The organism is Methanospirillum hungatei (assembly GCF_019263745.1).
GTDB classification, from domain to species: Archaea; Halobacteriota; Methanomicrobia; order Methanomicrobiales; family Methanospirillaceae; genus Methanospirillum; species Methanospirillum purgamenti.
The window spans coordinates 1,502,032-1,522,413 of record NZ_CP077107.1 but is presented as its reverse complement, the minus strand read 5'-3'; the positions used below and the strand labels follow the sequence as shown (position 1 = coordinate 1,522,413).

General features: G+C 40.9%; 15 protein-coding genes. 8 read left to right on the top strand and 7 right to left on the bottom strand.

The window, feature by feature from the left end; all coding sequences use genetic code 11:
* Window positions 1–103 precede the first annotated feature (103 nt).
* The 4 genes from KSK55_RS07190 (at window position 104) to KSK55_RS07175 (ending at window position 6,693) form a co-directional block, all read left to right on the top strand.
* Complete coding sequence (locus KSK55_RS07190) at window positions 104–979, top strand: transporter substrate-binding domain-containing protein (protein WP_218608721.1); 876 nt, start codon at window positions 104–106, stop codon at window positions 977–979.
* Window positions 976–4,335 carry a PAS domain S-box protein gene (locus KSK55_RS07185; protein ID WP_218608720.1) on the top strand — a complete coding sequence of 1,120 codons (3,360 nt, stop codon included), beginning with the start codon at window positions 976–978 and terminating at the stop codon, window positions 4,333–4,335. The genes KSK55_RS07190 and KSK55_RS07185 overlap by 4 nt, the downstream gene beginning before the upstream one ends.
* Window positions 4,336–4,375: 40 nt before the next feature.
* On the top strand, window positions 4,376–6,103 hold the full coding sequence (locus KSK55_RS07180) for an AAA family ATPase (RefSeq protein WP_218608719.1): 1,728 nt from the start codon (window positions 4,376–4,378) through the stop codon (window positions 6,101–6,103).
* A 158-nt stretch (window positions 6,104–6,261) separates the two neighbouring features.
* Entirely contained in the window at window positions 6,262–6,693 is a 432-nt protein-coding gene (locus KSK55_RS07175; protein ID WP_218608718.1) for an HIT family protein, read from the top strand.
* A gap of 87 nt (window positions 6,694–6,780) precedes the next feature.
* Here the strand turns inward: KSK55_RS07175 and KSK55_RS07170 are convergent, their stop codons facing one another.
* Entirely contained in the window at window positions 6,781–7,173 is a 393-nt protein-coding gene (locus KSK55_RS07170; RefSeq protein WP_218608717.1) for a hypothetical protein, read from the bottom strand.
* Window positions 7,174–7,414: 241 nt separating this feature from the next.
* Here KSK55_RS07170 and KSK55_RS07165 point away from each other — a divergent pair, with 241 nt between their 5' ends.
* The gene (locus KSK55_RS07165) at window positions 7,415–10,180 is read left to right on the top strand and encodes a hybrid sensor histidine kinase/response regulator (RefSeq protein ID WP_218608716.1); all 2,766 of its coding nucleotides are present in this window, start codon (window positions 7,415–7,417) and stop codon (window positions 10,178–10,180) included.
* Window positions 10,181–10,294: 114 nt separating this feature from the next.
* Here KSK55_RS07165 and KSK55_RS07160 read toward each other — a convergent pair whose 3' ends face one another.
* The 4 genes from KSK55_RS07160 to KSK55_RS07145 are packed head-to-tail and all read right to left on the bottom strand — an operon-like array spanning window position 10,295 to window position 13,054.
* On the bottom strand, window positions 10,295–10,921 hold the full coding sequence (locus KSK55_RS07160; RefSeq protein WP_218608715.1) for a chemotaxis protein CheX: 627 nt from the start codon (window positions 10,919–10,921) through the stop codon (window positions 10,295–10,297).
* A gap of 2 nt (window positions 10,922–10,923) precedes the next feature.
* Complete coding sequence (locus KSK55_RS07155; RefSeq protein WP_214420367.1) at window positions 10,924–11,283, bottom strand: response regulator; 360 nt, start codon at window positions 11,281–11,283, stop codon at window positions 10,924–10,926.
* 44 nt (window positions 11,284–11,327) lie between these two features.
* Complete coding sequence (locus tag KSK55_RS07150; protein WP_218608714.1) at window positions 11,328–12,452, bottom strand: sensor histidine kinase; 1,125 nt, start codon at window positions 12,450–12,452, stop codon at window positions 11,328–11,330.
* Window positions 12,440–13,054 (bottom strand): hypothetical protein, encoded by a 615-nt coding sequence (locus KSK55_RS07145; protein ID WP_218608713.1) that lies wholly within the window; start codon window positions 13,052–13,054, stop codon window positions 12,440–12,442. The genes KSK55_RS07150 and KSK55_RS07145 overlap by 13 nt, the downstream gene beginning before the upstream one ends.
* A 133-nt stretch (window positions 13,055–13,187) precedes the next feature.
* Here KSK55_RS07145 and KSK55_RS07140 point away from each other — a divergent pair, with 133 nt between their 5' ends.
* Window positions 13,188–13,460, top strand: coding sequence for an ACT domain-containing protein (locus tag KSK55_RS07140; RefSeq protein WP_214420370.1), 273 nt, complete (start codon window positions 13,188–13,190; stop codon window positions 13,458–13,460).
* A 10-nt stretch (window positions 13,461–13,470) separates the two neighbouring features.
* Window positions 13,471–14,835: a PFL family protein gene (locus KSK55_RS07135; protein WP_218608712.1), complete on the top strand. Its 1,365-nt coding sequence runs from the start codon at window positions 13,471–13,473 to the stop codon at window positions 14,833–14,835.
* Window positions 14,836–14,840: 5 nt separating this feature from the next.
* On the opposite strand, the gene KSK55_RS07130 is transcribed toward KSK55_RS07135, so the two are convergent.
* Entirely contained in the window at window positions 14,841–17,447 is a 2,607-nt protein-coding gene (locus KSK55_RS07130) for a response regulator (RefSeq protein ID WP_218608711.1), read from the bottom strand.
* Window positions 17,448–17,662: 215 nt separating this feature from the next.
* On the opposite strand from KSK55_RS07130, the gene KSK55_RS07125 reads away from it, so the two are divergent.
* A complete protein-coding gene (locus KSK55_RS07125; RefSeq protein ID WP_218608710.1) occupies window positions 17,663–18,370 on the top strand; it encodes a cysteine hydrolase family protein in 708 nt (235 codons plus the stop codon).
* A gap of 28 nt (window positions 18,371–18,398) precedes the next feature.
* Here the strand turns inward: KSK55_RS07125 and KSK55_RS07120 are convergent, their stop codons facing one another.
* Window positions 18,399–20,288, bottom strand: coding sequence for an amidohydrolase (locus tag KSK55_RS07120; RefSeq protein ID WP_218608709.1), 1,890 nt, complete (start codon window positions 20,286–20,288; stop codon window positions 18,399–18,401).
* Window positions 20,289–20,382: the final 94 nt, after the last annotated feature.

The following is a 20,382-nucleotide window of genomic DNA, read 5'->3' as shown; positions in this document are numbered from 1 at the left end:
ACGAGTAATTTGGTGATTCTTGTTTGAATCTCTTTTTTTGATCGTGCTGTGAGAAATGATTGATAATCTATAACACCTGAATTATACAATATACACATACGTGATGAACCAAAGGTATGTAATACCAATTATTTTGCTCATTTTTGCAGGTATTTTTTTATCATTTTCATACTTTCATCCACATTTTGATTCTTCGCTTACTCGGTGTATTGACCAGGGTTATATCATCATTGGCTATTCCATCGAACCTCCATATGCGTATATTGATAATAGTGAAATAACTGGAGAATCTCCTGAAGTCGCACGGGAAATTGTTCGTCGATTAGGCATTTCAAATATTACCTGGCGTCAGACAGAATTTGGATCCCTGATATCTGAATTAGAAGCTGGGAAGATTGATGTTATTGCCTCAGGTATGTTTATTACTGAGGCTCGTAAAGAACAGATTGCATTTTCCCTGCCTTCTATTCATGTTTTGCAGGGATTACTAGTAAAAAAGGGAAATCCTCATAATATTCATTCATATCGACAGGCGTTTCAAAATAAGGATGTCAGTATTGCTGTTCTTTCAGGCTCTGTGGAAGAATTAATTTTCAGGGAACTTGGAATGTCTGAAGATAGACTGATTCATGTTCCCGACGCGATTTCTGGACTGGCAAGTGTTGAAACCGGAAAAATTGATGGATTTGCACTATCTTCACCTCCGATTCGATGGATTGAAAAACACAATCCCTCTCGTATGGTAGAACAAGCATACCCGTTTGATCAAACCGATATCTCAAAGAGCATCATCTCCGGAAATGGAGCCTTCGGGTTTCGAAAATCTGATAAAAAATTATTGGATGCCTGGAACGACCAGATGATCTTATATATTGGGAGTGAGGAACATCAGGAACTTGTAAGGCGGTTTGGAATTATGAAAGAAGAATTGCCAGACTATCATACACAGCAAAATTGCAGTGAGAAAACATTATTATGACTGGTTATTCATATTCTGATTTTATTTCGCTGCTTAAAAATCCCCGTATCTGGATTTGGGGTGCAATATTGTTCACACTCCTGATGTGCATAGGAATTGCAGGGCTTCATTATCAACAACAATATGATGTGAATCAAGCGATTGATACCCTTAACATCATTGGATCAGCACGCATCGATTTAGTAAAGGGATTTTTACATTATTCGCTTTCAAAAGAGTTTGGTACTCCGTATGATGCATCTTCCGGGTATGCTCTTCTTGATCAGGCTGTTAAGTCTTTTGAACAGTCAATTACAAAGTTGCATAATAAAAGTTATCTCTCTGATGCGGAGGGAGAAGCTCTTGTAAATCAGTTCAGTGAAAAGGTAGAGGCATTTAAAAATCTTTTACATCAACAGATGGAATTACCTGGAGATGATCAAAATCTACAGATCCGATTGAGAGTCGCTTTATACGATCTTGAACAGCAGGCTGATCTTCTTGACCTGAAATTTAGGGAATCTTTAACATCCCATACAAAACATTGGGAAGATCTCATAATTTTGACGCTTGGTTTTACGTTTCTTTTTCTTGCAGGGTTATGTGCTGCTGTAATCTACTCGATGCACCATGCTGATGAGATGTCTTCTGTTCTTGCATATACCGAACGACGATATCGGCTGCTTGCGGAAAATGTTGGAGACATCATCTGGAAGATGGACCTTCCGTCGCAAAAATTCACATATATCAGTCCGTCAGTTTCTGTACTCCTGGGATATGATCCGAAAGATGCCACAAACCAGTCACTTGAATCAATGCTTACTCCACAATCACTTCAGGTATTCAAAAAAGAGTATCCTGAGAGAATTCGTGCTATGGAAAGGGGTATTGAATCAGTCCGGGTTCAGACTCATGAGATGGATCTCGTACGCAAAGATAATACATACTTCCCAACAGAAACGGTGACAACTCTCATCACGGATAATAATGGCCGTGTTACTGGAATGGTTGGTGTAACGAGGGATATCAGTGAACGGAAAAAAGCAGAAAATGCACTCTATGAGAGTGAAGAGCGATATCGTCGGATTCTTGACTCCATGTTGGAAGGTTTTCAAATACTTGATCATGAGTTCCAATATATTTATTTGAATGATGTTGCCGTGCAGCAGAGTGGATATTCAAGGAATGAGCTGCTGAAGAGTTCATTGCCCGTGATGTATCCTGGCGTAGAACACACCAGTATGTTTCAATCGCTGAAAAAATCAATGCAAGAGAGAGTTCCCCAGAACATCGAGAGTGAGTTTGTCTTTCCTGATGGGAAACGTTCATGGTATAATTTGAAAATTCAACCTGTTCCTGAAGGGATTGCGATTCTCTCAATCAATATTACTGATCAAAAGTTATATCAGACAGAACTTGAAATCAAAAATCAGGAGCTTGGAGCAACATTTGAAGAACTTGCAGCATCAGAAGAAGAGCTCAGGCAGAATTATGAAGAACTTGAAGCCCAACGGAACGATCTTATAAAAAGCGAAGAAAAATTCCGAATACTTGCAGATTATACCTATAACTGGGAATACTGGCTTTCAGTTGATAATAGATATGTATATGTCACCCCTTCTGTCGAGCATATCTGCGGGTACCGTTCTGATGATTTCTATCAGCAAAAAATTACCATAGAACAGTTGATTCATCCGTCAGATCTTCAGATCTATAATAACCATGTCTCCCTGGATGAGAAAAAAGATAAAGAAGAGATTATCTTCAGGATTATCACCCGTCATAACCAGATAAAATGGATAGCTCATACCTGTGTCCCTATTTTTGATTCAGACGGGAATTTTCTAGGAAGAAGAGGAACAAACCGTGATATAACCGATAAAAAACTGGTTGAAGATGAACTTATTCGATCATATGAAGAGCTTGAGAATCGTGTTCAGGAACGGACTCTGGAATTAACCGAAAAAAATAACGAACTCACGTACATCCAGCATGTTCTTGAAGAAAACCTGGAACGACTTGATGTTGCCGAGGCTATCGCTCATTATGGAACCTGGGAGATGAATATGAATACCGGACATGTATTCTGGTCCAAAGAACAGTATAGAATAATGGGCTATGAGCCGGATTCAGTTCAGCCGTCGTATGATATGGTCATGAGCAGAATGCATCCTGAGGATCGTGACCGAGCCCATCATGAAATTCAAAGAATCATTGACAATCAGTCATCCGGAACAGTGTATCACCGGCTGCTTCTCCCCAATGGAGATGTCAGATTTGTTCATGCCCAGATGAAAGTATTACATGATGAAAGTGAAAATAAAATCCGATTGGTCGGATCTTCCCAGGATATTACTGAAATAGTCCGTGCTGAGGATGACCGGGTGAAAACTGCAAATGAGATTCATGATCTGTATAATAATGCTCCATGTGGATACCATTCTCTGAATTCTGAGGGATTGATTGTCAGGATGAATGACACAGAACTCTCCTGGCTTGGATATTCATCTGATGAAGTGGTAGGCAAAAAACATATCACAGATCTTCTTCCTTCTGACAGTAAGAAAATTTTCATCGCCAATTTTCATGATTTCATTAAAAAAGGAGAGTTGTCTGGGATTGAAATCGAGATGATACGACAAGATGGGACAACCTTCCCGGTCCGGGTTAATGCTTCAGCTATCTATGACAAAACTGGATCCTTTGTAATGTCCCGATCAATCGTAGTAGACATAACCGAACAAAAACAGTTTGATGAGCAGTTGTCACGATCACTGAAAGAAAAAGAAACATTGCTTAAGGAAATTCATCATCGTGTCAAAAATAATATGCAGGTTATATCCAGCCTTCTTTTTATGCAAGCAAGAGCCCTGAAAGATCCGGAAATGATAGAAATTTTTAACGAAAGTCAGAACCGGATCAAATCTTTAGCCCTTATCCATGAAAAATTGTACCAGTCTGATGATTTAGACCGGATAGATTATGGTGATTACATCAAAAAGATCATTGATTACCTGTTCCAATCTTATAAGGCAACTTCTCATAATATCTCGGTGAAATTAGACATTTCAGAGATCTATTTGCATATTGATAAGGCCATGCCATGCAGCCTGATCATCAATGAGATGATCTCCAACTCTTTAAAACATGCATTTCCAGATGGACAAAAAGGAGAAATAACAATAGAAATGTTCTTTGATTCAGATATGTATCACCTGAATTATTCAGATAATGGAATTGGCCTTCCGGATGGTTTTATCCTGGAGAGAAGTTCATCTCTGGGAATGCAGCTTATTAAAGGTCTTATCGGACAACTTGGGGGGAAGATGGAGATTATCAGGAATTGCGGGACCGGGTATCGAGTTAAATTCCCATAAAAAACAGAGAAAAATATCTTTATACTTCCCATACTATCTCATGGAACGAAGGATTCCGTATGGTATATGTAATTATCAGGAAGCTATTCTGAAAAAGGCATATCTGATTGATAAGACATCATATATTCAAAAATTAGAGACGATTCAAAATCCGGTATTCCTTCGGCCAAGGAGATTTGGTAAATCGCTTTTCTGCTCCATGCTTCAGTATTATTATGACCGTTCATATGTGGATTCGTTTGAGGAAATTTTTGGAGAGTCTTGGATTGGTACGTACCCAACTTCATCTCATAATCAATATATTGTTCTGAGCCTTGATTTCTCTGTTATTCATATATCTGATCTGGTATCAGACATAGAAGAAGAATTTGAAGTATATTGTAATAATTGTTTGAAAATGCTAAAATTACAATATTCTGATCTTCTTGAAACATTGCCGGATATTCACCCAGATATATCACCATCAACGAATCTTGCCCTTATGCTTCAGTATTTAAAAGCCACTGGAATTTCTCAATTGTATGTGATAATTGATGAATATGACAATTTTGCGAATCAGTGCATTACTAGTTATCAGGATTTATTGTATGAAGAATTGACTGCAGAGGATAGTTTTCTTCGGACTTTTTTCAAAGTTTTAAAACAAGGAAGACAAAACGGTGCAATTGCACAGATTTTTATAACTGGGGTATTTCCCATAACCATTGATGATTTGTCATCCGGATACAATATTGGAACATTTCTGACACTTGATCCTGAATTTGAGCACATGATTGGGTTCACTCAAAAAGAGGTGAACAATCTACTTGATTGTATCTATAATGATTATGGTTTTGATATTTCAACAAAGCCGATGGTTTTGGATGTGATTAAAAGTCAGTATGATGGATATCACATAGTCAGAACAGATGGTCAGGCTTTGTATAACCCCACAATGGTGATGTTTTTCCTCAGACTGTTTTGCTCCTCGGGAAATATTCCAAACCAACTCACCGATTTGAATCTCCGAACTGATCTTGGTTGGATTAAAAGGATTACCAGTATGCGATCTGATGATACTGAAGTTTTTATCCGCGATTTGACTCTCCAAGACAGTATATCATTTGATGAAGAGTACCTGGTTACAAAATTTAATCTGTTACAGTTCTTTCAGAAAGGATATTATCCCATTTCTTTTTTTTACCTGGGCCTTCTCACTAGAAAAGATGAGTTTTCACTCACCATCCCTAACCTGAATGTCAGAAAAATTATCACCGAATATTTAAACGAACTGTATCACATTGATGTGTCAACCAGATATGAAGAGATGATGAGAAAGTTTGTTTCTCATCCGGATCTTCCAAAACTTTTTGCTGATTACTGGGAGTTGTATGTCTCACAACTACCTGAAGTTCTATTTATGCAGGTTGGGGAGAATTTCTATAGGGCTACTTTTTATGAACTCTGCAGCAGGTATTTGTCAAAGTGGTTTACCTGGAACATTGAAAGGTCTTATCCGAAAGGAAGATCTGATCTTGAGTTTGTTGGGAAATATAATGAAAAATTTGCTCATATCAGGATCATTATTGAATTTAAATATTTATCAAATGCAGAGTTCAGGAAACATTATGATAAATTGGAGAATTTTTCCCTTCAGGAAGAAGATAAGAATCAATTAGCAGGATATGTCGAGGGTTTAATAAAAGAAAATCCGGAATTACAGATAGAACAATATGTCATATATTGTTTTGGAAATATTGGATTTCGGGTATTTGATCTGAAAAATTGAATCCGCCTGGCCATATTGTTAGTTTTTTTACTGAGTTTGGGCCGACATTCAGAGAATAGAGGCGTATCCTTCCACAATATCAGGATTCCTTTGGTTAGATGTTTTCTGACTCGTTATCTCTCACTTTTATCATTTTCTGAACCAACATATATCCGGGCATGTCTATATCCTGTGTTTTCTGTTCTCCAGCCAAGAGCGAAATACTGTTTACAAATACTGTTGCATATTGCCGGAAAGATGATTATCCGGTAACACCCGGCCATCTGCTCATCATTCCTTATCGTCACATCGCGTCTTTCTTTGAAGTGACAGAAGAGGAACAAGTGGCGATCTTTGATCTGGTGAGAGTAGGAAGAAAGTACCTGGATACAACCTATCATCCAGAGGGGTATAATATTGCGATAAATGACGGATCAGTGGCTGGTCAGACAGTAATGCATCTTCATATACATTTAATTCCCCGGTATCCGGGAGATCTGGAGGATCCAAAAGCATGGGTGCATCAGACACTTGGAGTCAGCAAACGAATGCTTGAGCTGAAAGATAACCCGGCACCCCAAAAAATGATGAGGGGTCGAGATCATCGATGATAACCTTGAATCCTTAAGCCCTGTCATTCTTTCACTAATATGCAAAAATGATGCCCGGTTCATCATATGATCCCGAAGAGGTCCAGTTTAATATGGAGTTTTATTGAATCTGTCCAGTTCCGTATCAATGAGTTTCGTTGTATTGTTCATCCTTTCAAGTTCAATATCAATAATAGTGGGTGACTTATTGAATCTGTCCAGTTCCGTGTCAATGAGTTTCGTTGTATTGTTCATTCTTTCAAGTTCAATATCAATGATTGCGGGTGACTTATTAAATCTGTCCAGTTCCGTATCAATGAGTTTCGTTGTATTGTTCATTCTTTCAAGTTCAATATCAATAATAGTGGCTGACTTATTGAATCTGTCCAGTTCCGTATCCACTAATTCAGGAGTCTTGTTGAACCTATCTAGGGAGTAATCAACCAGCCTGTTTGGATGTGATGGACCAGAAGTGTCATCTGCGAGCACCATGCTGGTCATATAAACCATAAACAACAGAACCAAAATTTTTTTCATTATCAGCTCTTTGATATGATGAATTAATTAACTTCCGTCTCCTACGAAAAATTAATTGCATTCTGATTCATTTTTCCAGATTTCCAGGTACATATCCTGGGCGGAAACATGTCCACCACAGCAGAGAGGGGAGATCCCCGATCTCTCACGAGAACAATTACTATATAGTAATATCAGTACTGGTTAACTAAAGAGAAGAGTGCTCATGACATCTCCGGATATCTATTCATCATCAACTGGTCATGATCCAGGAGGCGATCTGATCTCTGTACTTCTTGTCGACGATGATGAATCATTTCTCTTCATTACCCGGCGTTATCTAGAAAACACGAAAGAGTTCAGAGTTGACACGCTCACAACCCCCTTGGATGCCCTGAATTACTCCAATATTTCCGGTTATGATGCAATTGTTTCTGATTATTACATGCCCGGCATGGACGGAATTGCTTTTCTGAAAACCATTCGGGAACAATATGGAGATATTCCTTTTATTCTGTTTACTGTCCGGAGTAGAGAAGAGGTTCTCATCGAGGCAATTAACAGTGGTGCTGATTTTTACATCCAAAAAAGCATCTCCATGGATGCACTATTTACCGAGCTGATCCATAAAATAAAGCTGGCAGTCGCAAGAAAAAATGAGCGCATTTCCCTTCAGGATTCAAAGAAATTTCTTTCAGACATCCTTGATTTTCTTCCGGATGCAACCTTTGCCATAGACCGGTATGGATATGTAACAGTCTGGAACCGTGCCATTGAGGAGATGACCGGATTAGCAGCGCAAAAAATGGTCGGCAAAGGAAATTATGAGTATTCAATTCCGTTTTATGGCACAAACCGACCATTGCTTATTGATCTTATCGACTCAGCAGATGAAATCATTGCGCAATATTATTCTATCGTGTATCGGACAGAGACGACATTAACAGCAGAAACAAATCTCTCTCATCCGAAAGGAAATCAGATATCAGCACTTGTCAAGGTATCCCGACTGTACAATCAGGCAGGAGAAATAATCGGTGCGATAGAATCTATCCGTGATATCTCTGAAATGAAAAAAACTGAACAGAAACTCAGGGAGAGCGAAGAACGATTCAGGGGAATGACTGAACGGTCATCTGACCTGATATTTATTCTGGATGAAAAGATGAGTGCTGCATATGTCTCTCCTTCAGTGTACATACATCTTGGGTACCAGCCTGATGAATTGATTGGAAAATCTATGGGTTTTGCTGCAGAAACAATCTTTTCAAAGAACTATTTGGAGTTTATGCAGGCTGTCGAGCTCACTATGCAGGGCAAACCTGTAGAAAATATGGATATGATCCTGTGTAGAAAAGATGGGAGTCTGATGTATGTTAGTGTGTATGTGGTCCCCATTACGGAGAATGGAAATGTTATGGGTGCACAGGCATCAATGCGGGACATTACGGAACGAAGAAAAACAGAACTTGCGACCCGTGCACTCATGATGAGTGTCGTTGAGACAACCGGGGCGAATTCTCTTCGAATCATCACCGAAACTATCAGTTCGTGGCTGGGTGCTGATTGTGTAATAATTGGTGAATTAATTCAGGAGAATGAAACTGTTCATGTTCTTTCGATGTTTCTTGATGGAAATTACTCATCTGATTTTTCATATGATTTCAGGGGTACACCATGTGAACAGGTGACAAAAACTGGTTTTTCATTATATCCGGATGACGTTGCCTGCACGTTTCCACGATGTAAATTCTTGTCTGAAATGAGGTTCCGGGGATATATTGGAACCCCTCTCCATGATTCTTCTGGGAATATAATTGGAATTCTCTGTGTTCTGTTTCGAAATCCTTTAGAAAACTCCCTCTATGTCAGGCAGGTTTTGGAGATTATTGCTGCAAAAGCAGCAGCAGACATTGAGCGTTCTCACATCGAAGACACTCTTCGTGATAGCCGGGAACGTCTTTTCGAAGCAATGGATCTGGCACAGCTGGTAAACTGGGAATATGACATTGATAAAGATCTCTTCTCCTTTGATGACCGGTTTTATGCCATGTATGGAACAAGTGTGGACCAAGAGGGGGGCATGTTTATGTCATCCGGAACCTATGCCCGGGAATTTGTTCATCCGGGAGATTTTGATGTAGTTGCAAAGGAGATAGAAAAAGCCATTACTGCACAGGATCCTAATTACGTCTCACGACTTGAGCACCGGATAATCCGAAGAGATGGAGAGATTCGATACATTACTGTTAGGTTCAGCATTATTAAGGATGCAGAAGGCAGAACCATCAAAACCAGGGGTGCTAACCAGGACATAACTGATAGAAAACGTGCAGAAGAAGCTCTTCGACAGGCAAATAAACGCCTGAATCTCCTTTCAAGCATCACCAGACATGACATATTAAATGCAGTCTCACTGATTCTGGGGTATCTTGAGTTAGTAGAGATGGACTATTCTGACTCTGAACTCTTAAAATATAATCATCTCATGAAGAATGCCACAAAAGAGATACAACATCAGATTGAGTTTACCCGATTATACGAAGATCTTGGATCACATGATCCTGTCTGGATTAATCTGAGATCTGTTATCCCAAAGCCTCTTGTGTCCACTTCGGTCACTCTGGTAAGTGATCTGGATCATTATTTCATTTATGCCGATTCAATGCTTGAAAAAGTTTTTCATAACCTTCTTGATAATTCAATCCGGCATGGGCAGCACGTGACAGAAATCCGCGTATCTGCCAGAATCATTGATGACGATCTGATGGTAACATGGGAAGACAATGGCATTGGGGTTGCCGATCAATACAAAGAACAGATCTTTGACCGGGGATTTGGTGAGAATACGGGTCTTGGGATGTTTCTCGCCAGAGAAATCCTCTCTTTGACTGGGATATCGATTCATGAGACCGGTAAACAAGGGACTGGAGCCAGGTTTGAAATCCGTGTCCCTGAAGGTGGATGGAAGAGTAAAACAACCCTTGAGTGATATTATCCTGGTTTTTCGACGATGAGACGATGCGTTCGGGTGTTATTGACCTATAGTCCTTTCATATGTTGTTGCTTTAGCCTACAACGTTTGTTTTCATCCTGCTACCCTTTTTTAAAATGTTTTGTCCTCTCCTGATTCCAGGCGATATGCATCAGATATATATTTCTCTAAAACCTCCACAGATTGATCGGTGAGAAGAATTACAATCTCCCCTGAGATATCTTTTTCTTTCACCTCAAACTCTGCATGTACAACTGCAACTGAAGCAGAGTCTGAAAATCTGGTATGACCTAATATATGATCCAGAGAATCCTCATGATATTGGGGAATATGAAACTCAATCTTTTTTCCGAGGATATTTGTGACTGAACCCATCACTGTATTAATGATTATATTTGCTACTTCTGTCAGGGTCACCTGCCAGAGTTCTTCATTTTCCGGATTTTTTTCGGATTCGCCAGTCATAAGGTAGAATAGTCCCTCAGCACTCTTCAAAGGAAACATAAGGACTGCAGTTCCCTCAAAAGCTCCACTATAGTCCTGGTTTATGGCGGTAAAAGGTTGATCCGGGTGTGGCATCTGTTCTTTGAGCTCCCGGATGCTGGATATCCGGATATTTGGTACATGTAACGTGACGTGATGGCCGGTCAGGGTATTAAAACAGCCTGCAGATCTACCGATTCCAATGTTGACAAGTTCTGCCATGCCGTCAAGGACCGGTTGAGATACCTCTTTCATAATTATGATTGTAGAAGAGACGTAATGATCGGTAACAGTTCTTCGGCTTTTACCGGTTTGTTCACAAAAGCCTGTGCTCCAAGAGACAGGCATTCATCTCGTGTCGATTCCTGAACGTCGGAGGTGAGCATAATTACCGGAATTGTATTTTGTGCCTTTTTCAACTCTTTGAGTACTTCAATTCCGTTTTTTTCAGGCATGAGGATGTCAAGGAGAATGAGATCCGGCTTGACCTCCAGGATCTTTTCAAGTCCTTCTTTTCCATTCACTGCTTCAAAGGTTTCAAATCCTTGTGCTTTTAACGGAGCACTGACTACCCTGCGTTGAAACAATGAATCATCCACGATTAAAATCCTGCTCATCGATAATCATAAAGCTGGATATTCAGAAAAAGATTGTGGACTTGTTATTCCCGAAACCTGAAATGTCCCTCCGGAACCCGGATCTCAAATCTGGCTCCTTTTCCTTCAACTCCGGTCTCAATAATCTGCATTCCGGTAATCCCAAGGATCTCACGTGTGAGAAAAAGACCAAGACCGGTATTTGATCCAAATCCTTTGTTAAATATTCTACCTTTGATATTTGTGGGGATTCCTTTTCCATCATCTTCGATAAGCAAGACAATTCCGTCGTCTGCCTTTTTGTACGAAATTGAGATAGTACTGGTATGTTCACCATGCCTGACAGCATTCTCAAGCAGGTTGTAAATGGCTTTGACAATGAGCGGATCTGCTAGAATCTCTAGGTTTTCGACATCACTTTTTATGGTTATCTGTTGAAACACCGGTCCTAACCCCGATGACCTGACTAGCGTCTCTACAGCAAACCAAGTGGGAAGTGCATTGCCCATCTCCTGATAATCTTTTGCAAAGGAAATGTGACGTTTCATTACATCCGCTGCTTCTTTCATTTTTTCCAGGTATTGTTGCACTTTTCCACCTGGATTTTCCTGTATTGAAAAGGTCAGATATCCCTCAAATGCAGTCAGGATATTATTCAGATCATGTCTGGTAATGGAAGACAGAGTGTTTAATTTACTCAGAGCCATTGAAAGGGCACGTTCAGTCTTTTTCTTCTCTTCCAGTTCGTAGGCAATCTGATCTTTTATCTGCCGGTATTTCAGAACCTGTTCGGTGATAGCGGTTACATCCTCAACAGCAATCATCACTCGCACTTCACTGTCAGGAAGTTCAAACAGAGAGATGGATGTTCGCTGATATTTCCCTTCATTCTGGTTCTCATCTTTGAGTGGAAATATCCGTGGGTGAAACCTGGATGAGAGAATAACCGGACCTCCTCCCTGGAGCACTACTTTAAGCCGTGCCTTCTCGAGTGGATTTGCAAACTGAGGCACCACGACTTCCAATGGTTTATCCATGGCATCATCCTGCAAAATACCTGTCCAAATCTCCAGGGTCCTGTTCCATAATGAGATGGTATAATCCTTCCTGATTGTGCATATTCCGACCGGAAGAACATTGAGATTTAAAATGACACTTCTTTTTCGTTCATCCCACATTACAGGCCACACTCCATGATCTCCAGAATTCGTTTTTGTATGTGTTTGAAAGAAGATTCTGTCAGAAAAAAGAATAGTAATCCTTCTATTTCTTTCTCATGAACCTCAAATCTTGTTCTGGCCATGATACCAATATCTGATGAGACCTGAGATGCCGAATTATTCATATTCCTGATTCCTGTCTGGTAACTGGGAAACAGAAATGAGAGTCGGGAAGTGAGCAGGATTGAAAATGAACTCATGACCGAGCTCATAATGATATTTCCTACTTCCATGAGGGTTTCTACCCGTAGGGCATCCATTTCATCCGGTGATTCATCCTCTTTGGTCAGTATGATAACAAGGTTAATGGCACTTTTATTTGGGAAGATAAGATGGAGTGAACCGGTGCATTCACCAAAAAAAGACATGGTTACCTGGGATGTACCCTCAGGAGTCATGGGGTATAATACGGGAGTGAATGCATTCTCCTGTCCCATCTTAAAGATATGAACATCCGGGACCGTCAGAGTGATATGGGCATTTGTCAGATCATTGAGCATACCAGCCGAATGCCCGACGCCTATGGTTACCAGTTCTCGTATTCCGTCAATTACTTCTTCTGATATTTCCATTCAGGATTCCGTGATAGTATACTATGAGGATAGTATAAGTCATTTTTTGTCGGCAAAAATACCGGTATTCAGGTATGTCAGGCACTTACACTATAATCCCTTATGAACACCAATAATTATGGCCTGACAGATCATGAAAAAATCAATCATTACCGTCGTCGGAAAAGATACCGTGGGAATCATCGCACGGGTTTGCACGTACCTTGCTCAAAATCAGGTCAATGTCGAGGATATTTCTCAGACTATTGTTCAAGGGTACTTTAATATGATGATGATAGTTGATACCGATGCATGTTCAAAGCCCTATGCTGAAATGGTCACTGACCTGGAACATCTTGGAGATGAGATAGGAGTTAAGATCCGGTGCCAACGAGAAGACATTTTCACGAAAATGCATCGTATCTGATGGATTTACTATGATTAATATTCTTGAGGTAAACGAGACCAACAAGATGATCGAGCAGGAGAAACTCGATGTCCGGACCATCACACTTGGAATCAGCCTGCTTGACTGTTCTGATGCTGATCTCGATACCTTAAACCAGAACATATATAGTAAGATTACCCGGCTTTCACGAGATCTTGTATCAACCGGAAGGGAGATAGAACTGGAATACGGGATTCCAATTGTAAACAAACGAATATCGGTTACTCCTATCGCTCTTGTCACCGGAAAAGCATGCACAACATGTGATGATTTTGTGTCTGTTGCACATACTCTGGATACGGCTGCCCGTGATATGGGGGTAAATTTTATCGGAGGGTACTCAGCTATTGTTTCAAAGGGGATGACCCGGAATGATGAAAACCTGATCCGATCCATTCCAAAGGCGTTGTCTTCCACCGAACGGGTTTGTAGTTCAGTCAATATTGGTTCGACAAAGACCGGGATCAATATGGATGCAGTAAAACTCATGGGCGAGGTAATCAAAGAGACCGCAGAAGCAACAAAAGACAATAGTTCTCTTGGTTGTGCAAAACTGGTTGTATTCTGTAACGCTCCTGATGATAATCCGTTTATGGCCGGAGCGTTTCATGGCATATCAGAAGCTGATGCCGTCATTCATGTGGGAGTCAGTGGTCCGGGAGTTGTCAAACATGCACTTGAAGAAGTCAGAGGAAAAGATTTTGAGATTCTGTCCGAAACAATCAAAAAGACAGCATTTAAAGTCACCCGTGCAGGACAACTGGTGGCCCAGGCTGCATCTGAGCGGCTTGGTATACCGTTTGGGATTGTTGACCTCTCACTTGCACCAACCCCTTCAGTAGGGGACAGTGTTGCTGAAATTTTGGAAGAAATGGGACTAGAATCGGTTGGAGCTCCAGGGACGACTGCAGCTCTTGCTCTTCTGAATGATCAGGTAAAAAAAGGAGGGGTGATGGCAAGCTCCTTTGTTGGAGGTTTGAGTGGTGCATTCATCCCGGTGAGTGAGGATCAGGGAATGATTGATGCGGTGAACCGGGGTGCTTTAACAATAGAAAAGCTTGAGGCGATGACTTGTGTTTGTTCTGTTGGTCTGGACATGATTGCGATACCTGGTGACACACCTGCATCAACAATATCCGGAATCATCGCCGATGAGGCAGCAATTGGTATGATAAACCAAAAGACAACTGCAGTCCGTCTGATCCCGGTGATTGGAAAAGATGTTGGTGATGCAGTAGAATTTGGCGGGTTATTAGGTCATGCACCCGTTCAACAGGTGAATCCATTTGGATGCAGTGATTTCATCAATCGTGGAGGTCGGATTCCTGCACCTATTCACAGTTTTAGAAACTAATCCGATTATATCTTTTTCGATCTCCATTTTTCACCAGGAACACGTATTTCAAACCTGGCACCTTTTCCAAATATTCCGGTTTCACTAATTGATAGTCCTGTAATAGAGAGAATCTCTCTGGAGAGAAAGAGGCCTATTCCTGTGTTCTTGCCAAATCCATGACCAAATATCTGGGTTTTTTCTGCATCTGGAATCCCAGCACCGTCATCTTCACAAAATATTACCAGTTCCTTTTGTTTTTCATCAACACCAAATGTAATCTGTGTTACTTTCTTCCCATGGCGGATTGCATTCTCAAGAAGAGTGGTAAACACTTTTCGAATAATGGGATCAGCATATACCTCGATAGATTCAGGAACAGTATTATTAATCTGTATTGTTCCTGGAGAAATCTCCTGTTTTGCAGACTCAATAATGGGATGAATCAGTTGCCATCCTGAGCTTGCCACTCCGAATTCTTCATATTCACGGGTAAATCCAATGGTCGCTTCGATTCGTTCACCTGCTTCTTTTGCACGGGTGATGTACTCTCTGCTCGCTTTCAGATCCGGAGACTCCAAAGCCAGCTCATGATAGAAATAAATCGCATTGAGAAGATTGAGGATATCGTGTCTGGTTAGGCCGGTTAACAGGCGTAATTTCTGATTTGATTGTCTTATCGCATCTTCCATCTGTTTTCTTTCGGTGATATCAGATAATTGTTCAATGATGAGTTGTACATTCCCGTTATCATCAAGAATCGGATTGCTGCGGCAGAGAAGATATCGGTTCAGTTCTGGAACATATTTTTCGAGAGTGCAGATTTTTTTACTTGATAGCGCTTTCATTGAAGCACAAATATCACATGGCTTTGTTCTTCCAATGAACGAATAACAGGGTTTGCCACGAACCTCTTCCGGAGTCAGTCCCAAAATTTCATATCCTGCCCGATTGTACCTTATAAGGGTATGATCCGGATTCTGAATGCCGATAATGTCCGGAATACCATCAAGCATCCCTTCAAGCAGCCGGTTTGTTTCACGAAGACTATCTTCTGCCCGTTTTCGGTCGGTAATATCCCAAACCACTGAAATCATCAGGTTTTTTTCGTGAATCGGGATATTCATCGCATTCACGTAGGTTGTTACTTCTCCTGTCCGGGTAATTGGAATATCATCCCAATGCATTCGTGAAGTATCTCCGCTCATACAATCTTCAAGAACCCGTTTTTTTAAAGATTCTCTCATAACCGGGTCTTCATATACATGGTCCCAGAATGCATCAGGTGTATTGAGAGCGTCAGCCGATACACGATACAATTTCAGAAAATTATCATTAAAATATTCAAATGAAACTTCTGGTTCAACTGTATTCACAGCGACCCCGATTGGCAGATTATCAAGAACCGTTCTGATATAATCCTCGCTTTCCTGTAAGGCATGTTCAATGCCTTTTCTCTCAGTTATATCAAGGATAATTCCGATTAATCCCTGTACTTTTCCTGAACGGTCCACAAGGGTAGCTTTTTGAAAGATAACATCATGATTCGTTCCGTCTGCGAACCTGACTTGTGATTCATACACCTGCATTCCTGGCTTTGTAAACAATTCCTTATCTTTCGCATGATACACCTCAGCAAGATCTCTTGGAGAAATATCAAATACTGATTTTCCGATCAAATCATCTTTAGATAGTCCGATATATTTCTCAAATGCACTATTGCATCCGGTATATCTGCCTTCAGCATCCTTGTAAAAAACTGGGCTGGGTATGGTTTCAAGAAGGTAATCCAGAAATAATTTCTTTTCTTTAAGTTCTTCCTGTGCAGTCTTCTCTTCAGTAATATCAATTGTGTGTGCAATGTATCCTGAAAGTAAACATGTCCCTTTGAACAATGGAGTAATCTGAATGAACAGAGTTATTTTACCAGATTGTGTGGATGCATATTGGTTTTGTTGCTTCTGAAGATCAAAGTCAAATTCAGTTACATACTTGATGACTTTTCCTGAACGTAACTCTTCTAATTTTTCTTTTGTAGCACTTGTATCTGAAAACAGGTTATACTCTTTTACGCTTTCAATTGAATCAATACCGAATAATTGTAATCCCGCTGGATTAATTTCAATGATTGTCCCCTGCTCATCAAACAGTTCTATGGCTATCGGTGAGTTATTGTAAATATCGTGGAACTTGCATTCAACTTCTTTTATCGTCTTTTCGGCTTCTCTTTTCTGGACAATGGTCTTTATTTTATGATATAGATCAACAAATTGGGAGCGGATTTCACCTCCTTTCATGACATATCCATCAGCTCCATTTTCAAATGCTGCTATTACTACCTCTTCACGCCCTTTTCCGGTAAAAATGATAAACGGGGTATCAAGACCCTGACTGCGAATATTTTTCAGAAGTTCGATCCCGCTCATCTCATCCATCTCATAATCTGATATGATTGCGTCATATTTTTTTTGTGCAATCATTTGAAGAGCAATTTGGCCGGATTCGGCAGTATCAACCTCAACCGGAAAAGTTATGGTAAGGTACGATTTTGTTGCCTGGAGAACATCTTTCTCATCATCAACTATGAGAAGAATAATCGATGGTGAAATAGAATTGGGCGATATGGTGTTCATTGATATGTGGTATGAATACTACTCATCAATTTGTGATAATTGTATTGATGGATATGATGAGAAAAAATAACTCTTGGAGGGTATCGGTATGCTCTTCCTGGGTAACCACAGCGATCCCCTCCATGATATTTCGGGGCCTCTATATACGAATACGATGATACCTTTTCCTCCAACTGAGTACCCAATGGAATTCAACATCCCACATTCGAGATCATATGAACAACATACAACCTATCCGGATATTGCAGATCGGTGATATGCAAAAGGGTTTTACAAAAAAATCCGGAAATCTTTATGTAAGCGGGGCAGAAGACATCCTCGGACCTGCACAGGAATTTCTGAAAAAAATTCCCAAATCAGCATTTGACTATACCTTTGTCATCCTGGATACTCATTTTTCTGAAGAGTATGCAGAGAGCGTAGAGGCGAAAGAGTTTCCACTTCACTGTGAATACCAGACCGACGACTGGGAACTCTCCCTTGATGTCTCTGGTCTGCCTGAAACGTGGTATCTGATGAAGAACCAGTTTCCCATGTGGAGTGAGCTGAAAGGACAGGTGATATCCTTCACAAATCCTGATAGGAGAATTGCATATGAATCCTTATTTCATTTTGTTGATGATCCCCGTCATCCCAGGCAGGCAATCCCCCGTGATTCATTTATCCATTCCATCGCACCGAAACAGGATCCGGCTAATATCGAGGTAACTTTGTTTGGCGTTGCATCTGATTTCTGCAACCGGTTTGCGATGGAAGGGTGGCTGAGACGAGGGGCAAAGGTGACTATCGTGGAGGATCTTACCAAAGGGATCCATAAAGAGACGTTTTTTGTGCTCGGAGAATGCCAGTACCTGAAATATCTCCCTGACCAACTTCGAACTGTAACCAGTCGGGACTTACTCAGGGAACTGGATATCCTGTAATTGATTGGTTTTTTAAAAAAAGTAATATTCAATTTTTTGCAGTATCAGCAGAAAAATCTGCATCTGCATATACCTTTTTTCCTTCCAGATAGGTAGCAGCAACCCGGGCCTTGTTGATATCTGTGAGAGGCATCGAGAAGAGATCCTTATCCAGAACAACTATATCTGCTAATTTTCCCTTCTCAAGAGTTCCTGTACTGTTTTCCATAAAATTGGTATATGCTCCCCAGTAGGTATATGCTTCAATCGCCGTTTTTAGATCAATCAGTTCTTCCGGATGGTATGGTTCGGTAATGGGTGAGTCCGGAGGCAGGGGAAGTCGGGTTACTGCGGTTCGGATGCCGTCGAGTGGATTATAGGTCAGATAATCAGTTCCCACCGGATAATCAGTACCAAATGCAACCATTGCCCCGCTATCCAGGATTGTTTTGAGCGAGTACATCCGGTGAGCCCGTTCTTCTCCAAGATAGGGAAGAGACACATGTTCAAAGTTTTCATCATAATAGAACCAGTTCGGTTGTAATGCGGCGATTATTCCCAAGTCATGGATCCGGTGAACATCTGATGGATCAATGAGCTGGATATGAGATATTTTATGCCTTGAATCCCTGACTCCATTCTTTTCCTGTGCATTCTGATATGCATCAAGGCACATCCTGACTGCTCCGTCCCCGATTGCATGGATATCTATCTGAAACCCTAAGGAATCAAGAGCTTCAATCATATCCTGGAATTTATTGACATCCCAGTTTATTGTTCCATAGGTTGATGGTTCGTCAGCATATGGCTCGATAAGATAACCGGTATGTCCCTCAACAACCCCGTCAAGGAATAATTTACCTGTTTGAATTCTGAATAATCCTTCATCATCCGAATAATCAGGAATAGTGCTGAGAGTAACATTATACTGTGACTCTCCATCCAGAAGTCCGGGAAGATCGTCTATGTAGGAATATCCCTCCTCTATCGCCGGATATCCCGGATAAAAGATACTTCTTTCCGCTTCCATGAGAGGTATCTCTTCTACTCCCAGTTCAGGAAGGGCAACGATCTCACCAAATACCCTGACCGGTAATTTCCCTTCATCTTCAAGATCTGAAAATGCGGAGATGATCTCTGGTGAGACTGCAGCATCATCGGCTGTGGTAATCCCTGCCTCGGCCGCTCTGGGGAGTATTTTTTCCAGCATTTCTTTTATCTGGGCAATCGTCAGAGGAGGAACTTTGTTTGTCACCAGATTTGATGCGGCCATTTCCCGCAAAACACCTGTAGGATTACCATCTGAATCCCGCTCAATTTTACCTCCCGTCGGTTCAGGAGTTGACCCGGTTATTCCGGCAATCTCAAGAGCCCTGGAATTGACCCAGGTTGCATGACCGTCAAACGATGTCAGAATGACCGGTTTGTCGCTGATTACCTGATCCAGCATCTCCTTATGTGGTCCTGATTCATTAAAAAGAAAATAGTTCCATCCAAATCCTCTGATTACCGGGATATCCTTATTTTTCTCTGCATAATCTCTGATGGTACTCTGAATTTCTGAAGGGGATGTACAGGGGAGCAGATCGACACCGGCCATTATCTGGGCAGCTGCACCAAGATGAATGTGGGTATCAATGAATCCTGGTAAGACCATCTTCCCCTTCAGGTCATGTACCTGTGTTTCAGGACCGATATACGGTTCTATTCCGTTGTTTGAATCGACTGCAAGGATGGTTCTGCCGTGTATGGCAATCGCTTCCTGTGGGGTATCAGGCCAGTCTGTCCCATATTGAACGGTATACACTGTTCCGTTCATGAGGACAATATCTGCATGTTCAGATACTGGTAATCCTTCTGAAAAGACTGATGTGATGAGCAGGCATGGTGAGACGAGGCAAATAAGAGTGATAAGAAGAAACCGGGTGCATATTAGCATATGATACCTGTTACCCTGTGTGAGAATTAATAATTTAGTAGAGGAAGGAGCATAATGATCCAGATAGTTATCTGGTACGGTACTATTAATCGCA

Bases quoted from the DNA above. Each gene is read 5' to 3' on its own strand.
- KSK55_RS07135 (WP_218608712.1), top strand. From the start codon at position 13,471: ATGATTAATATTCTTGAGGTAAACGAGACCAACAAGATGATCGAGCAG.
- KSK55_RS07120 (WP_218608709.1), bottom strand. From the start codon at position 20,288: ATGCTAATATGCACCCGGTTTCTTCTTATCACTCTTATTTGCCTCGTC.
- KSK55_RS07170 (WP_218608717.1), bottom strand. From the start codon at position 7,173: ATGACCAGCATGGTGCTCGCAGATGACACTTCTGGTCCATCACATCCA.
- KSK55_RS07175 (WP_218608718.1), top strand. From the start codon at position 6,262: ATGTCTATATCCTGTGTTTTCTGTTCTCCAGCCAAGAGCGAAATACTG.
- KSK55_RS07190 (WP_218608721.1), top strand. From the start codon at position 104: ATGAACCAAAGGTATGTAATACCAATTATTTTGCTCATTTTTGCAGGT.
- KSK55_RS07180 (WP_218608719.1), top strand. From the start codon at position 4,376: ATGGAACGAAGGATTCCGTATGGTATATGTAATTATCAGGAAGCTATT.
- KSK55_RS07185 (WP_218608720.1), top strand. From the start codon at position 976: ATGACTGGTTATTCATATTCTGATTTTATTTCGCTGCTTAAAAATCCC.
- KSK55_RS07140 (WP_214420370.1), top strand. From the start codon at position 13,188: ATGAAAAAATCAATCATTACCGTCGTCGGAAAAGATACCGTGGGAATC.
- KSK55_RS07130 (WP_218608711.1), bottom strand. From the start codon at position 17,447: ATGAACACCATATCGCCCAATTCTATTTCACCATCGATTATTCTTCTC.
- KSK55_RS07125 (WP_218608710.1), top strand. From the start codon at position 17,663: ATGAACAACATACAACCTATCCGGATATTGCAGATCGGTGATATGCAA.
- KSK55_RS07155 (WP_214420367.1), bottom strand. From the start codon at position 11,283: ATGAGCAGGATTTTAATCGTGGATGATTCATTGTTTCAACGCAGGGTA.
- KSK55_RS07165 (WP_218608716.1), top strand. From the start codon at position 7,415: ATGACATCTCCGGATATCTATTCATCATCAACTGGTCATGATCCAGGA.
- KSK55_RS07160 (WP_218608715.1), bottom strand. From the start codon at position 10,921: ATGAAAGAGGTATCTCAACCGGTCCTTGACGGCATGGCAGAACTTGTC.
- KSK55_RS07145 (WP_218608713.1), bottom strand. From the start codon at position 13,054: ATGGAAATATCAGAAGAAGTAATTGACGGAATACGAGAACTGGTAACC.